Here is a 14,239-nt window from a genome sequence, read left to right as displayed (position 1 = left end):
CGGGGGATCGCATCGGAGGACGAGCATGGAGAGCTTTTCGCGGTGGACGATGGGCGTGTGTGGGCTCGGGCTGGTCGTGGCCCTGACGGGAGCCGCCGGCTGCCTCGGCACGGCCGATGGGGAGGACGCAGCGCTGGCCGAGCCGAGCGCGGCGGGAGCGCAAGCGCTGACCGGGTGGCAGTGCGCGGCGTGCGTCAGCGGCGAAACCACGCACTCCGTGTCGCTGAGCCAGGGCAGCGCGCTCGGCTGCGCGAACGGCGAGGCCTACCGCTGCGAGCTCATCCCCTGGGCCACGCGGGCGTCCTTCGCGCATTGCGGCGCCTCCGTCGCCTGTCCGCCCGGCTGGTACGTGAGCGGCTCGCAGAGCGGGCCGAGCTACTGCGCCGGGATCTACGATCGGATCTCGTGCGGTGCGGTGCCGTATCCGAGCGGGTCTTACGCGACGTGCGACCCGATCTGCTACCCTGGCTTCACCGAGACGGCGGTGAATGCCGGCGTGCCGAGCTGTGATTACCAGGACAAGCGCACCTGCGTGAAGTGAGCGGCGGCGCCACCTCCCGTCGCGAGCCAGATCCCTCCGGCGAGCGCGCACGGGCCTCGGGGACGGCATCGGTCTCGCCCGTCGCCAACGGCCTCCGCGCTACCCGCTGCAGCAGCGGAACCCGATCGTATGATCGGTGTCGGCGCGCTCGCGCTCGTCGCGCGCGTCGCACCGGAGCTCGTCGAGCGTTCCCTCGCTGTCGAACGCCCCGCCCCGGGTCCTGCAGAGGTCTCCGGAGCCGACGTCGTCGGAGCACGCGTCTTCCCACTCGCGGACGTTTCCGCTCATGTGCTGCAGGCCGAGATAGCCGCCCTCGCACGCCAGGCTGGTGTCGTCGCCGACCGGCACCGTCTCGGTGCTGTCACCGTTGCAGTGGAGAGCGTCGAACTCGCCGGTGGAGTGAGCGAGCGCGCCGTGCTTGCTGCACGCGTCGAACCACTCGCCCTGCGCCATGTCACCGCGGAACGGCAGCGGGCCGCCGTGGCGCTCGCCGCAGAGGCGCTTGCCCTGGCTCTTGCAGAAGGCGAGCGCGTCGCACCAGTCGACGCAGGTGGCGGGGTGCTCGTCCTCCTTGCGGCGCGCCGTGCACACGAGCGGCGCGTCGGGCCCGGCGTCGTCGAAATCGAAGGTGCTGTTGAACGAGCAGAACGGCGCCTGCGCCGCGACGTCCGGCTGCGTGGCGAGGAAGGCGCGGTAGGCGGCGTTCGACACCTCCGTCCGATCGATGCAGAACGAGCTCTCGATCGTCACCATGCCGGCGGGGCACTGGCAGACCCCCTCGGTGCACGCGGCCGTCGTGCAGTCGGCGCTGGCGTCGCAGGGCTGGCCGTACAGGCACGAGGCGTTGCCGGCCCCGGGCTCGCAGGTGAGGCCGTGCAGCGGGCGCAGGAGCGAGCACGCCGAGAGGAGCGCCGCCGCGAGGGCGGCGGCGGCGCCGCGGGCGCGGCCCGACGCGCGCATCAGAAGGCCCCCGCGACGCCCGCGGCGTTGCCGGCGATGAACGGCCAGAGCGCCGTCGCGCCGGCCTTCGGGGGCTGCGCCGCGGTCGGCCGGGTCATGTAGAGCCACGCAGCGGCCCCCAGGGCGACGACGCCTACGCCGAGGCCGATGTCAGCAACCGCGTGCTGGACCCGGATGGCGCGCACCTCGCCCTCCGCGCAGCGCGGGGCGCACGTGGCGCGCAGGTCGGCCTCGGCGTTCAGCGAGAGGGCGCCGGCGACGGCGAACACCGCGAGCCCAGCGACGCCGACGGCGCCGGAGGCCCACACGAGCCCCGGGACCGAGGGCTCCGCGGGCGGCGCGGCGCGCGGGCGAGGCGAGGGGGGCGCGCCGGCCGAAGGTGCGCCGAGGGTCACGGTGAGCAGGCGGTTCTTCTCGCCCTCGCGGATCAGCACGCGCTCCTCGACGGCGGGGCCCGTCGCGGGCTCGAAGCGGAAGGTGTGCGGGCCCGGGTCGACCGGCAGCGCCTTGCCGTCGAGCGCCGCGGCGAGGGGGCGCCCGTCCACGAGCACGCGCACGTCGAGGCGCTCTCGCCCGTGCGCGTCCTTCGCGGCGACGACCACGGAGGGCAGGCTCTGCTCGACCGCGGCGAGCCACGGCCCGCAGTCGGCGACGGCGGCCGCCGGGCACGTCGGCTGCGAGCAGACGACCAGCGCGGCGCGCGCCTCGATCAGCCGGCCGTCGTGGCGGAGGCCCTGCGCGCGCTCGTAGGCGTCGGCGCACGCCTGCTTGTCGGGCGCGGCGTCGGCGCGGGCGCCGGTGAGCGAGAGCGCCGCGGCGGCGGCGAGGGAGAGCGCGAGCCGGGCGCGGGCGGGACACGGAGGGTTCATCGGTTCACAGGCACTCAGGCTTGAGCCGGCGTATGCCGGCCTTGTCCACGGTATAGGGCGGGGAGCAGCGCTGGGCGTCAGCGCGGGTCGCGCGTGCCGCGGGGGCAGGCGCGCGCGCGCCGGCTGCAGGGCGCGCCGGGCGCTGTGCGGGCGCTGGCGCGACGGCGCTCGCCGGGTCGGCCGCGGGGGCGCTCGCCGGGTCAGGCGCGGCGGTGCTCGATGGGGCAGCCGCGGCGGTGCTCGATGGGGCAGCCGCGGCGGTGCTCGAGGGGTCAGGCGCGGCGCTCGTCGGGGCAGTCGCGGCGGTGCTCGATGGGCTCGCTGCGACGGCGCTCGCCGCGCTCGCCGTCGAGGCGCCGGCCGGCTGCGCCGCGGGCGCCGCGTGGACCGCGCGCGCGGCGTCCTCCGGGCCGGGAGGGGCGCGGCGCCACGACTGCGTCGCGAGCGCGGCCGCGCCGCCGAGGAGCAGCGCGCCGAGCAGCGCGAGCAGCGGGCGCGCGCGCTTCCTCGCCGTGGGGGGCGGACCATCGGGCCGCGCGCCGTCGGTCGCAGGCAGTCCCAGCGAGATCCCGCTGGACGTCACCGATCCGGGCGTGGGCTCGGCCGCCGGCGTCCCCTGATCGAGGGCCCTCGACGGGATCGAGGGCGCGGTCTCTGCCAGCCCGCGCGCCGGGCCGCCCGGCGGCGTGGGCTCGCCTTCGTCTTTTGCCCCGTCGCCGGGCGCGCCCGACCCACCCCGCGCGGTCGCCCCCGAGCTGGCCGTCGCCGGGCCGCCCGGGATCCCCGCCGACGCGCTCTCGATGGCGGCGACGCGCGCCGCCCGCCGCGCGAGCGCGTCGCCGGCGAGCGCCTCCACCCACTCGCCCACGGCGCGCGGCGACGCGAGCGGGACGGCGTCCTCGATGGCGACCGCGAGCTCGCGGGCGGTCGGGTAGCGGCCCTCCGGGTTCCGCTCGAGGGCACGGAGGACGATGGCGTCGAGCGCAGGCGGCACGTGCGCCGCGAGCGAGCTAGGGGGCAGGATCGGCTCCTCGAGCACGGCCCGGATGAGGTCGCCCTCGTCGCCGCCGTCGAAGAGCCGGCGGCCTGCGAGCGCCTCCCAGAGGACCGCGCCCGCCGCGAACACGTCGGTCCGCCGGGTCACGTCGGCGCAGAGGAGCTGCTCTGGCGCCATGTACGCGAGCTTGCCCTTGATCTGCCCGCCGCGGGTGGTGCTGAGCCGCCCGCGCGCCTTGGCGATGCCGAAGTCGAGCAGCCGCGCCGTCCCGTCGACGCCGACGAGCACGTTCTCGGGCGAGACGTCCCGGTGCACGATGCCGAGCGGCTCGCCCGACTCGCTGCGCGCCTCGTGGGCCGCGTGCAGGCCGTGGAGCGCGCCGCACGCGATGCTCGCGACGATGGGCACCGGCGCCGGCGCGCCGCCCGCGCGCGCCGCCCGGAGCAGCCGCGCCAGCGACTCGCCCCGCACGTACTCCATGACCAGGAACGCCTCGTCCTCGGCGACGAGGAGGTCGACCATGGCGACGACGTTGGGGTGCTGGATGCGCGCGACGATGCGGGCCTCGTCGCGCAGGCTCTCGGCGATCTCGGGCGCCTCGGCGAGCGCGGGGTGCAGCCGCTTGATGGCCACGGTGCGCGAGAAGCCCGCGTCGCCGACGAGCCGGCCGAGGTGCACGGACGCCATCCCGCCGGACGCGATCGGGCTGTACAGCAGATACCGCCCGATGGGCTTGGGCTGCGACGGCTCCGGCGACATGCCGGCGGGATGATACACGAGCGCGCCCGGCGCCGCCTGGGAGGCGCCGGCAGTGTGCCTCAGCTCGGGAGGGGCGTGCTCGGTTCGACGAAGCAGAGGCGGTAGCCGTCGGGGTCGGTGACGACGATCTCCCGTGTGTGCCACGGCTGGTCGCGCGGCCCGTCGACGGCGGCGCCGGCCGCCGCGGCGCGCGCGGCGATGGTCTCGATGCCGCGGTCGCCGGCGGCGCTGAAGCAGACGATGACGCCGAGGCCGCGCTGCCCGGCGAGCGAGACCCCCGGCGGCGTCGCGACGAGGAAGAGATCGGCATAGCGTGCCCAGCGCAGGTGGATGAACACCGGGTCCTGGTGGACGCGGGTGAAGCCGAGGAGCTCGTAGAACGAGGCGGAGCGCTCCGCGTCGGCGACGAGGAGCTTGACGTAGGCGGGCATCACGTAGGGGTCGTCGCCGGGCATGGTCGCTGGGCGCGAAGGTGCGCTGCGCCGCGCCGGAAGGCAAGGCGCGAGCGCCGGACGGGGCAGCGGCCGCCCGCGAGCCCGGCGGTCCGCTGGGCAGCGCGAGAGATCGAGAGAGCGGAACGGGTTCTGGGATGGAAGGTCAATTCTCTCCGCTGCTCGCGCGCATGTTCGCTGACAAGACGCTCTCTCTCGAAGCGGTGCTCTCTTACCGCGGAACCGTGTGCGCACGGGCGAATGCCCGGAACGGAGCGACTCATGTCCTTTCGGATGCGCTCGCCGAGTTTCTATTTGACGCCCAGAGCACACTCGGAAGAATAACGAGTGCATCCGCACCGTGTGTCGCCGCCGCTCGGCGAGGAGCCTGCACCATGTCGATGCGCTTCCACGGCAAGCTTGGCCTTTTCTGCGCTTGTTCCCTCGTCGTCGCTCCCGCGCCGGCGCTGGCGCTCGAGTTCAGCGGCGGCGTGAGCGTCGGTGGGATCCAGGTCGGGACCGAGCCCGAGCTCGCCGTGAGCCCCTTCATCGGGTGGCTGTGGCGCAGGACGGGCGACTTCCGGATCGAAGTCCACAACGTGCTCAGCGTCGTCCCAGGGGCAGGCGTCGGGGTCTACGATCGGACGGCGGTCACCTTCGGGTACACCACGAAGACCGGCAACGTCAGCCTCGGGCCGTCGCTGTCGATCTACATGATGCAGGTGTGCGGCGCCGTGATCTGCGATCGCGTGATGGGGGTCGCTCCGGGCGGCCGCGCTCAGTCCGACTGGTACTTCGCCGGGCGCCTGGGGGCGTCGACGAGCGTCAACGTGGACTGGGCCGGCGGGAGCAGCCGTGTCCTTCCCGGCGGCATGGTCCTGATGGTCACGGCTGGGCCTATCTGGAGGTTCGGGGGAGAGTCGAAATGAAGAGGCGGATCGTTCTTCTGGTGCTCGGTCTCACGGGGTGCAACTTCGACATGGGAGAGTGCTACGTCCGGGGTCATGGAACGGAGGGGGCCGGCGGGGGCATCATCACCCCTACCGGCGGGGTCGGAGGCTTCGGGTATGTTCCGCTGGAGCCGCAGAATCACACCGGCTACGACGAGGACCCGTGCAGCGGCGGCTCACAGCTCGCCGAGTGCACGGTGACGTGGAAGGCTGGCTCGACTCAGTGCAAGAACTGGGGAGAGGCCGGTGCCTGCACCTCGCTCTACCAGGGCCAGCATGCGAGCCTGGACGAAGCCAAGGAGCGATGTGAGTATGCCAACGGGGTCCACCTCGGCTCGGGCGCGCAGTCATGCGGCCCGTGCCGATGGGTGACGAACTCAAGCTCGATTAGTAGCTCTTGTCGGCAGCATTGCGTCGATGTAGCGGAGGCGTGCGAAGCGGACTGTCGCAAGCTTCCTGAGAGCGACAAGCCAGCTCGTCGGAGGTGCTGGGAAAAGTGTAATAACGAATATGCTGAGTGCATCAAAAAGTGCAAGGACTGAACAATGAGTTCTACTGCGGCCATCAGGGCGCTGGTGCGCACCCTCGAAATGACGCTGCCCGGTTCGAGCGACGTCCATGCCATCGTTGTTCGCATCGGGCTTCCAGAGCCCGATCCCCTTCCGGGAGGAGACTTCCGAGTGCTACTTGAGATCAGTGGGTTCGAGGAGCCGTACTCTCGCCACTTTTATGGTGTCGATGAACTCCAGGCATTTCTCGCGGCATGCTGGATCGTACCGCCGATCCTCACCACGCTTGCTCCCGCCGGGGCGAGATTAAGATGGCTTGGCGAAGACGACCTCGGGTTCGGGACTTCTTCTGCTACCCCCTGAACGAGCGCCGAGCTTTGCAAGGCGAAACTTGAGCGAGTGGACGCGCTCGTGGACACCCGCGCTCAGCGCCGCGCTCTCGGGGCGGTGCTTGAGCTCGGCCAGATGGCCGGCGAGGTGTTCAGCGTCGCCGGGATGAGTCCCGCGAGCACGAGACCGGGGCGAGGTCACCGTCCGCTTGGTCGAGCACGCCGCGGGTGGCAACCGCGGGATTGAGCGAAATGCTGGCGAGCATGTAGCGCGCCGGCGTCGCGCTACATGGTGCCGAGTCAGTCGCTGCCTCAAGGACTGCGAAAGATGAATATATTAGAGATCGTCTCCACCTTCACGCCGTCCGATGGAAGCGCGCCACGGACCATAACGATCCGCATTGGCGATCTACGCGAGGACCCCGACGGACTCTGGTCTGTGTCCGTGGACGTGCTCGGCTTTAAGACCGATGATCACGTACGTCTCAAGGGCGCTGACTGGCTGAACACCATCGAGAGTGCGGCTGGGTTTATTCGGCAGCTCGCTGGAGGCAAGGTCAGGGATGACGGCGGCACCATGACCCCGCTCCTCCTTCCGCCTTGACGTCTGCGCCGCGAGAGTCCGAGCTCGCTTCGCGCGGCCTTCGGTGTCGAGGCGCCCCTGGACCGCAGCGGCCGTGCCAGAGTCCGCTTGCCCCTTCCTGCAGGCGTCTGGATGTCCTGGTCCGCGTTGGCGCTCCCTCGGCCCAGCTGGAGAACTCGCGACAGCAGGCCTCAATCCGTCGCACAGGGCGAGCCCGCTCAAGCGACCGCCGCCGCCGCCCTGGCCCGGCGTGCCCCAGGTGCCGTCGGCTGCTGCACGACGACGTCGTCCATGGCGTAGAAGCGCTCGTTGGTCTTTGGCTCCACCGCTCGCGATCCTCGGCGCAGATCTCGAGGAGTTGCTCGACATCGTACTTCGCAGCGCGATCGTCGCCCTCGGCGCGCAGCGCACCCGATCAGCTTGAAAGCCCGAGGGCTTTCTCATGAAGGCACAGATCAGGGCGAGAGCTTTAGAAGGAAGACATCCCGCATCTGGGCGGAGATCGGGCCGTCTCCGAAATCGACCGTGCCCTCGAATCCGCCGAGGACGAAGACGTTGCCCCCGGGGTCTGTGTCGATATCCCATCCGAACTGCGCTCCGGCGCCGCTGAAGCGTCGGCTCCAGAGCGCGTCCCCGAGGGGATCGAGCTTGGCGACGAAAGCCTCTTCCACCGCGCCGTCGCCGCTGCCGATAGGCCCGTTGCCGAAGTCGATCGTGCCGTCGAAGCAGCCCGTCAGCACGGTGCTGCCCTGATCGTCCACCGCGAGCTGGTGATGGACCACGCTCATGCCGTCGCCGAATTGCCTGCTCCAGATGTGCTGTCCATCGGGATCGAGCTTCGCGACGGCGATACCAGAGCTCGCGGTGAGAGCGCCTCCGCCGAAGTCCACCGTGCCGTCGAGCGCCGCGAGGACGTGCAGATCCCCCTTCTCATCCGTATCGATGTCGAGGCCGGTCTGATTGAGCGCACCGCCGAAACGCTTGCTCCAGCGCGGGGTGCCGTCGGGGTCGAGCTTCGCCACGAAGATGTCTCGGTCCCCCGCGCTGACGAGGGGGCCACCGCCGAGATCAATGGTTCCGCCGAAATCGCCCATGACGAGCACATTGCCCTGCCTGTCCAGTGCGACGCCCCTGCAGGCCTGGTAGTCGTGATCTCCGAAGAGCTTCCCCCAGAGCACCTCGCCGGTGGGATTGAGCTTCAGCACGAAGGCATCGACGCCGCCGGCGCTCACGATCGGCTCGTCGCCGATGGGAATGGATCCCCTCGCGCCGCCGGTGACGACCGCGTTCCCGGCCCGGTCGACCGCGATGTGGGGCGCGAGCTGAACGGCATCGTTACCGAAGCGCCTCGCCCAGAGGAGGCGGCCATCGGGGTCAACCTTCGCGACCAGGACATCCTGACCCTCCGTCGCGCCTGCCATGGGACCCGCGCCGAGGTCGATGGTGCCACGGGCCAGGCCTGCGGCGAGCAGATTGCCCTGCGCGTCGGCGGCGAGGGTCGAGTACTTTGCGATGCCGCTCGCCGTGTTCGGCAAGGCGACGTTCCAGAGGCAGGTACCCGACGCGTCGAGCTTGGCGACGAAGGCGCCGAGTTCCAGGGCGTCGAGGGGCCCTGACCCTGCGCTCAAGGGGCCGCAGCCGAGATCGGTCGATTCGTAGATCTCGGCCGACAAGAAGACGTTCCCTTTTGAATCTGCCGCCACGGCGCGGGGACTCTCCGCTCCGGAACCCGCGATCGTCTTGCTCCAGGGTCGATCGTCCGGCGTGCCTGTTCCTCCGGTTCCTGTGGTCGTTCCCGCGCCTCCGGTGCCCGTGGTGGTTCCCGCGCCTCCGGTGCCCGTGGTGGTTCCCGCGCCTCCGGTGCCCGTGGCCGTCTCCGCGCCTCCGGTGCTGGTCGCGCCGCCGTCGCCGCCTGTTCCTCCGCTGGGCTGATCCGGAATGACGACCGAGGAGCATGCCGTGAGGCATGCTGCGGCGAGCAGCGCAGCACTGCGTCCGCGCGATCCGCCGTTCTGAAAAGCCACCCATCGAGTGCTGTTCATCCAATGCCTCCGTTGTGAATCCGTGTCGATCGCCCGAACGCTCGACGGCAACATCAGCATGACCGTAGCGCACGCGCCACCGTCGCGACGTAGGCCCTGCGCCTCGGACCGACCGCGGTAACAGCGTCCCGGCGCGCATCACCTTCGCCCGGAGGTGGTACTACCGCCACCCAGGCGACACGGGGTGGCCGACGTCGGTCGCGCCCATCACCCGCGCCGATCTGCCGGCGACACTTCAGGTCGGCATGATCGCCAACACGGGCGTGCGGTCCCCCGACTACGTCTCCATCTTCGATCGCATCACCTTCGAGCCGGTCGGCGCGGGTTGCGATAGCTGACATGACGTGGCCGGCGCGCCTCCACGGTCGTTCGGCCCGCGAACCTTCCCGTGACCGAGGCTGCTTTTCACCCGGAGCGGGGACCCATGAGGATAGGCCCCGGCGGAGCGGGATGGCACGATTACGCGGATTTGCGCGGGTTTCGAGGGGGGCAAGGCAGATGTCTACTCGCCGACAGTCCGCGCCAGGTGCTCTTCGCGACCCTGACGCAGACCATCACCGCCGCCCACGCGGCGGGCAACCTCACGACCGCGCAGATCGCCGCTCGCACCCTCTCGGAGCTCCTGAGCGCCCCGCCGGCGATGCCGCGGGCAGCGCCTGTCGTCGACCTCGCTAGCACCAACGAGGAGGCAGCCTTCACTCCACAGCCTGCGGGCGCGCCGAAGGCGATATCGCGCTCTGGCGGCGAGAGATCGCCCAGGAGGGGGAGGTTAGCGCGCGCGCCCTTCGCCCTCGCGGGCGCACGACCGTGGCGGCCCGCGCGCGCAGGTGCCACACTCGCGCGCGGCCGGCCACACGCCTGTCGCTGCGCCCACACGCCGTGTCGCAGAACGTCAGCCTGCAGCTGCTCCACCTCGCGCAGCGCGTCCGCGCGCGCGACGCGCACGTCGCGCGCGCGCCCGACCCCGCCCTGCAGGCCCTCAGCCCCGCGGCGCCGCTGCGGGCGCTCGTCGCGGAGCGCGCACGCGTCGGTGGGCTCGGCGCCGTCTTCGCGCTGGGCGACGGGCTCGACGCGCTGACCTTCTCGCCGACGCTCTACCTGCTCGAGAGCGCCGCGAGCGTGGCGCAGCTCGCGCATCGCTGGAGCGCGCTCGAGCGCGCCTGGGGCGTGCGCCACCAGACGCGGTTCGCGCTCGACGGCGCCGGCGCGCTGCAGCTCGCGGCGCAGCCGTACGCCGGCGCGCTCGCCCCCGCGAGCCAGACCGTGATGATCACCGGGGTGCTCGCCGCGTTGCTGCGCCGGATGGGCCACGGCGAGCTCGTCGTCGCGGCGCGCGCCGCGCGCGGACCGTGGCGCGAGCTCGCCTGCGACGCCCATTGGCTCGGGCCCGCGTCGCTTGCCGAGCCGCCGGTCGCGCTCCGCCTCGCGTGGTCGCGCCGGACCGCGCCGGCGCCGTCCGCGCGCCAGACGTTGCACCCACCGAGCGCCGCGGACGACCCGGTCGCCGCCACGCTCGCGGCGATCGCGCGCGAGCTGCACGCGCCGTGGACGCCGCAGGGCCTCGCGCACGCCACGCGCCAGTCGGTCCGCACGCTGCAGCGCCGGCTCGCGGCACACGGCACCACTGCCTCGGCGCTCGCGCGCCGCGTGCGCATGCGCGACGCCACCGTCGCGATCGCCGGCTCGCTTCGGCCGCTCACCGAGATCGCGCACGCGTACGGGTTCAGCGACGCGGCCCACCTGGCGCGCGAGTTCCGCGCCGCGTCGGGCATGCCGCCGAGCGCGTACCGCGCGGTCGCGCGCACGCGCTAGCACGCGCCCACGGCGCGGTGCGCGCGCGCGATGCGGCCGACGATTGGCGCGCAGATTCAAGCCCGCCGCGCGCCCCGCTGCGAGGGTGAGCACGCACCGGCGAGCGACCATGCTCCCCGGTGCAGAAAGGCACGCCCCCTCCGTATGAACCCCGAACGCAACAAGCGGATGCTGCTCGAGCTGTACGACGCCGTGGTCGGCAGGCACTGGGACGCCGTCCGCGCGCTGTTGACCGCCGACTTCGTCGACCACAACCCCGACGCGCGCGCCGCGCCCGGGATGAACGGCTGCGAGGCCTTCATCGCCTATTTCCGCGACGGCGAGACGCCGCTTCACGGCGCGCAGGTCGAGATCCAGCGCATGATCGCCGACGCCGAGTACGCCGTGGTGCACTACAAGCTCGTGAACCCGCGGCGGCCGCGCGGCGTCGCGGTGGTCGACATCTTCCGCGTCGCCGACGGGCGCTTCTGCGAGCACTGGGACGTGCTGCAGGACATCCCGGCCGACGCGCCGAACCCCCGCGCCATGTTCTGAGCGCGCCGCCGCGCACCCACCGCGACGCGCGCCTACCCCTCGCCGAGTTGACAGCCGGTCACCCATCGGCGCACGACACGCCACGCCGTGCGCAGCGCGCTGGGGCGGGGTATTGCCGGGGCGCCCAAAGCAATCACTCGGCGGCCACCCACGCGCCGTCGCGAAAGGTCAAGGGCGGGCTCTGAACAAGACCGTCGGGGCTGCTTGAAAGGCGCGTGCCCTCCGCTGCCAGAGCTTCGCGCCAGTCCGGGTCCTCGTCGTCGATACAGCACAGCTGCTCGTTGAAGAGTTGCACGATGGGATTTCCGCGGGCGCGTCGCGTGAGCTCGAGGCCGAGCCACGGTAGCAACAAGAGCGAGGATGCGGAGAGCTGCGGGCCTGTCAGGTCGCGCAGCGACGGGCTCGTCGACCGCCGCATCTCGGTGTCCTCGACGGCGATGGCGACGCTGCGCCAGATCCGGAGGGCTTCCTCGTATTTCTCGCGAGGAAAGCTGAAGCGCAGGTCTCCTTCCTCGCGATCGCGCAAGACGCCATAGAGCTCGGGCGCGACGTGCACCGCGGTGTGCTGCTCGGGGAGCAGACTGCGATGCACGACTTCGGGTGGCCATACCTCCGGCGCGGTCGACGCGCGCCACGGGGATCCAGCGATCCATTGGGCTTTCTCCAGTGGCCTGGCGAAGCGCCGCGTAGACGTGACGCCGAGGCTCACGGTCCGCGAACTGACGAGGCAGGGGCCGCTCGTGGTGCGCTGCTCCGTCAAGCGCACCTCCAAGCCAAACCAAACTTCACCCGGGAGCTCGAGCACGGTGAATTCGCGCGGCTCGACGGCAAAAGTCCGTCCCTCGAACTGCGCGTCCTCGCCAAGCCCTGCTGTGAGCGCGAACGGATACGCCGACCACGCGGCGCCGTCCAACGTCTCCAGCGTCGCGGGGCCGACCCGCAAGTCGAAACGTCCACCGGCTTCGACCACCCGCACGGGACCGCGCGCGCGCAAGGCGTGGATCCCGACGCCCAGGATGAGCTCCGTGCCCACGATGTCGACCAAGCGCGCCGGCTTCAAGAATTCGAACATGGTCCAGCCTGGTACCACAGTTGTCCGCGTAGCATTGCCGTCGCAGCGCGCCGCCTCGGCCCGCTGCGTTCGAAAAGGGGAACATGCTATGCACATGCAACTAGCTCGCGCTTGTTTTCGGCTGCTGTCGGTCGCTTCGGTCGTCGCCCTCCTGGGGTGCAGCGTCGAGGTCGAGAGCCCGGAGCTACACCACGACCAACCCCAGGGTGTACCTCGCGTCCACCAGCAACAACCGACGCTGCTTCCTGACGCAGGTCATCAACTACGAGGGCGGCGACAACTTCGCCAGCGCGTCGGACTACATCGGCGTGGAGAAAGACGGCAACTCTTGGTACCTCCACGGGCAGGGGAAGGTCGCCGGCTACGCGAGCTGCGTACAGGTGACGGACTACCTCGGCGAGGCTTACCACGGCATCCAGGCAGGGTCGGTGAACCTCGGCCCCGCGGTGACCGGCAAGACGTGCTGGCTCAAGGGGATCGGCGGCATTCTCCGCGGCGGCGTCTCCACCGGCGTGGTCGTCCAGTACGACGCCACCCAGTCCAGGTGGGAGATGAACGTCTCCACGAACACGCAGGGCTTCGTGGAGTGCAGCATCTGATCGGCCGAGGCCCGGCGCCGGCGATCCTCTCGAGGACCGTCGCGCGCTCGGCTTCGTTGGCCGCTTGCGCTCAGGCGGTCGCCTCCTTGCGCTTCCGCGCCGGGAGCGCACGGCCGCCACGAGGAGTCTGAATTTCAAATGGATGCCACCCCCACCGGGCGACGGCGGAGCTCCTCTGAATCAGTGGTCCGTCGACGCGAAGATGCGCAGCCCTTGCGGCGTGCGCAGCAGGTTGTAGCTCTCGCGCCAGGTCGATAGCACGCCGCCTGACGCGTCCAGCAGGTCCCACGACACGGTGGCGAGCAGCGCCTCGTCCCCCATCGTGACCACCTGGAGCCCGCGGTGGCGGCAGGCCGTGCAGCCGTCGCCGCGGTACTGGTCGACGATGCGCTGGAAGTAGGCCCCGACGGCCTCCGCGCTCGTCAGCAGGTCGTGCAGGCCGGCGGCGTGCATCGCGAGGTACGGCACGTGGTAGCGGCGGGCGATCAGCGGCCCGTCGAAGTGCGCGAACGCGGCGACGAAGTCGTCGAAGAAGGCGGTGGCCTCGGCGTGGTGGACGTCGGTCATCGGCAGGGCTCCGGGGCGGGCAACCCGCCATCGTGGCGGGCGCGGGGGACGACGACACTGCGGCCGCCATGGATACCACACGCCCGACCGCCCGCTCCTCGACTGCGGCCTGCGGTCACGACCGCGGTCACGACCCGACGCCTCGCGCGTTGGGGCGAATGGACAGGAGGTACCGATGGACGAGCCCTGTGGACGCGATCTGGCGAACAACGCGGTGGTTCCCGAGCGGCTGGCGGAGCTGTTCCGACACGTGGCCGACAACCTGGAAGCCCACGCGCGCTGGGTGGGCAGCGCAACGCCCGAGGCCCGCCTCGAACACGACGCGATGCGCCGGGTGGCCGCCGGCTACCGCGAGATCGGCGAGGCGGCGGGCCGCGCCGCGGAGACGATGCGGGCTGCGGGCGATTTGCCCGCCGCCCCCCACGACCTCGCGCGCTTCGACCGCGGCGCCTTCGAGGCGTGGATGCGCCGCAAGATCGAGCTTCAGCGCGGTTTTGCGGCGCTGCTGCTCGAGCACGCCGAAGCCTCCGAGCGCGTCCTGCGCTCCATGGCGGTCGACGATCGCGGGTGACGGCCGCACGCTGCGTCAGACCATCAGCGCATCGAGCTGCCAGCAGCGCTCGCGTGCGGAGCCCCGCGCAGGTCGTCCTCTCGGGCTGCGAGACGGGCCGAGGGCCCCGGCCTG

Annotated in this window: 15 protein-coding genes; 8 read left to right on the top strand and 7 right to left on the bottom strand. The window is 71.6% G+C overall.

Translation table 11 applies throughout. The features are described from left to right. The first annotated feature begins 25 nt into the window (after positions 1-25). Positions 26-541: a hypothetical protein gene (locus WME95_RS22815; protein ID WP_437910555.1), complete on the top strand. Its 516-nt coding sequence runs from the start codon at positions 26-28 to the stop codon at positions 539-541. Positions 542-640: 99 nt separating this feature from the next. Here WME95_RS22815 and WME95_RS22810 read toward each other — a convergent pair whose 3' ends face one another. The 4 genes from WME95_RS22810 to WME95_RS22795 are packed head-to-tail and all read right to left on the bottom strand — an operon-like array spanning position 641 to position 4,581. After that, the gene (locus tag WME95_RS22810; RefSeq protein ID WP_437910554.1) at positions 641-1,501 is read right to left on the bottom strand and encodes a formylglycine-generating enzyme family protein; all 861 of its coding nucleotides are present in this window, start codon (positions 1,499-1,501) and stop codon (positions 641-643) included. Continuing rightward, on the bottom strand, positions 1,501-2,370 hold the full coding sequence (locus WME95_RS22805) for a hypothetical protein (protein WP_437910553.1): 870 nt from the start codon (positions 2,368-2,370) through the stop codon (positions 1,501-1,503). Before WME95_RS22805 ends, WME95_RS22810 begins: the two co-directional genes overlap by 1 nt. 4 nt (positions 2,371-2,374) lie before the next feature. Next, the gene (locus tag WME95_RS22800) at positions 2,375-4,126 is read right to left on the bottom strand and encodes a protein kinase domain-containing protein (protein WP_437910552.1); all 1,752 of its coding nucleotides are present in this window, start codon (positions 4,124-4,126) and stop codon (positions 2,375-2,377) included. Between the two features lie 59 nt (positions 4,127-4,185). Next, positions 4,186-4,581 (bottom strand): VOC family protein, encoded by a 396-nt coding sequence (locus tag WME95_RS22795; RefSeq protein WP_437910551.1) that lies wholly within the window; start codon positions 4,579-4,581, stop codon positions 4,186-4,188. A gap of 371 nt (positions 4,582-4,952) precedes the next feature. On the opposite strand from WME95_RS22795, the gene WME95_RS22790 reads away from it, so the two are divergent. The 3 genes from WME95_RS22790 to WME95_RS22780 all read left to right on the top strand — a co-directional run bounded on the left by WME95_RS22790 (position 4,953) and on the right by WME95_RS22780 (position 6,949). After that, the gene (locus tag WME95_RS22790) at positions 4,953-5,486 is read left to right on the top strand and encodes a hypothetical protein (RefSeq protein WP_437910550.1); all 534 of its coding nucleotides are present in this window, start codon (positions 4,953-4,955) and stop codon (positions 5,484-5,486) included. A 566-nt stretch (positions 5,487-6,052) separates the two neighbouring features. Then, on the top strand, positions 6,053-6,379 hold the full coding sequence (locus WME95_RS22785; RefSeq protein ID WP_437910549.1) for a DUF6968 family protein: 327 nt from the start codon (positions 6,053-6,055) through the stop codon (positions 6,377-6,379). Between the two features lie 294 nt (positions 6,380-6,673). Further along, a complete protein-coding gene (locus WME95_RS22780; RefSeq protein WP_437910548.1) occupies positions 6,674-6,949 on the top strand; it encodes a hypothetical protein in 276 nt (91 codons plus the stop codon). Between the two features lie 434 nt (positions 6,950-7,383). Here the strand turns inward: WME95_RS22780 and WME95_RS22775 are convergent, their stop codons facing one another. After that, entirely contained in the window at positions 7,384-8,631 is a 1,248-nt protein-coding gene (locus WME95_RS22775; RefSeq protein ID WP_437910547.1) for a hypothetical protein, read from the bottom strand. Positions 8,632-9,849: 1,218 nt separating this feature from the next. Between WME95_RS22775 and WME95_RS22770 the strand changes: the two genes are divergently transcribed. Together WME95_RS22770 and WME95_RS22765 are read left to right on the top strand one after the other, a co-directional pair. Further along, positions 9,850-10,782: a helix-turn-helix transcriptional regulator gene (locus tag WME95_RS22770; RefSeq protein ID WP_437910546.1), complete on the top strand. Its 933-nt coding sequence runs from the start codon at positions 9,850-9,852 to the stop codon at positions 10,780-10,782. A 144-nt stretch (positions 10,783-10,926) separates the two neighbouring features. Next, positions 10,927-11,316 carry a nuclear transport factor 2 family protein gene (locus WME95_RS22765; RefSeq protein WP_437554711.1) on the top strand — a complete coding sequence of 130 codons (390 nt, stop codon included), beginning with the start codon at positions 10,927-10,929 and terminating at the stop codon, positions 11,314-11,316. Positions 11,317-11,449: 133 nt separating this feature from the next. Here the strand turns inward: WME95_RS22765 and WME95_RS22760 are convergent, their stop codons facing one another. Then, positions 11,450-12,388 carry a hypothetical protein gene (locus WME95_RS22760; protein ID WP_437910545.1) on the bottom strand — a complete coding sequence of 313 codons (939 nt, stop codon included), beginning with the start codon at positions 12,386-12,388 and terminating at the stop codon, positions 11,450-11,452. A gap of 206 nt (positions 12,389-12,594) precedes the next feature. Here WME95_RS22760 and WME95_RS22755 point away from each other — a divergent pair, with 206 nt between their 5' ends. Then, positions 12,595-12,987: a hypothetical protein gene (locus tag WME95_RS22755; protein ID WP_437910544.1), complete on the top strand. Its 393-nt coding sequence runs from the start codon at positions 12,595-12,597 to the stop codon at positions 12,985-12,987. Positions 12,988-13,167: 180 nt separating this feature from the next. Here WME95_RS22755 and WME95_RS22750 read toward each other — a convergent pair whose 3' ends face one another. After that, entirely contained in the window at positions 13,168-13,554 is a 387-nt protein-coding gene (locus WME95_RS22750; protein ID WP_437910543.1) for a hypothetical protein, read from the bottom strand. 175 nt (positions 13,555-13,729) lie between these two features. Here WME95_RS22750 and WME95_RS22745 point away from each other — a divergent pair, with 175 nt between their 5' ends. Continuing rightward, positions 13,730-14,125 (top strand): hypothetical protein, encoded by a 396-nt coding sequence (locus WME95_RS22745; protein ID WP_437910542.1) that lies wholly within the window; start codon positions 13,730-13,732, stop codon positions 14,123-14,125. Positions 14,126-14,239 lie beyond the last annotated feature (114 nt).

This window comes from Sorangium sp. So ce327, from assembly GCF_051530205.1.
GTDB lineage: Bacteria > Myxococcota_A > Polyangia > Polyangiales > Polyangiaceae > Sorangium > Sorangium cellulosum_B.
The sequence above is the reverse complement of the archived record's forward strand: the minus strand, read 5'-3'. Positions and strand labels throughout refer to the sequence as shown.